Source organism: Arcobacter sp. F2176 (assembly GCF_004116465.1).
GTDB lineage: Bacteria > Campylobacterota > Campylobacteria > Campylobacterales > Arcobacteraceae > Arcobacter > Arcobacter siniprincipis.
Window position 1 is genome coordinate 1 of record NZ_PDJV01000060.1, and the last position, 473, is coordinate 473.

At 34.9% G+C, this 473-nt stretch carries 1 protein-coding gene; it reads left to right on the forward strand.

Going from position 1 to position 473, the window contains the following annotated elements:
• A partial coding sequence (locus tag CRU95_RS16150) for a hypothetical protein (RefSeq protein ID WP_258238751.1) occupies nt 1-416 on the forward strand: 416 nt, incomplete at its 5' end.
• Nucleotides 417-473 lie beyond the last annotated feature (57 nt).

Below are 473 nucleotides of genomic sequence, written 5' to 3' on the forward strand. Positions count from 1 at the left end.
ATTTGGAGGAGAACGTAATGGAAATCAAAGTGAATGAGCAAACACAACGTTTTTATCTAGCGTTTGATGAATGGGTACCTGCAGTTGGTCATGAAATTAAAGTGGGACAATATCATTTTTGTGCAATTCCATTAAGTGACTCTATTAATGTTTCAGAAGTAACGTCAGGTGTGAAGGCTATAAGTGTCCCTATAAATTTAAAGGTTTGGATGTTAACAAGCACTAAGGAAGATACAATGAGGTTTTTAGAAAAAGTTGGTGAGCATTTAAAACTAATTATGGAAGAACGAGGGGATTTTGATGAGTTACTCAAAAAACAGAAAAAAATAGCTTTCGAACGTTTAGGTGCGATGCCACCGATTGAAAATATTGATACGGATTGGATATTTGAGGAGGAAAGCGAAGTTGTACATTAATTGATACAAAATCTTTATTTTTAAACTAAAGAGCGCCTTGTAAAGCCCCTCTGATAC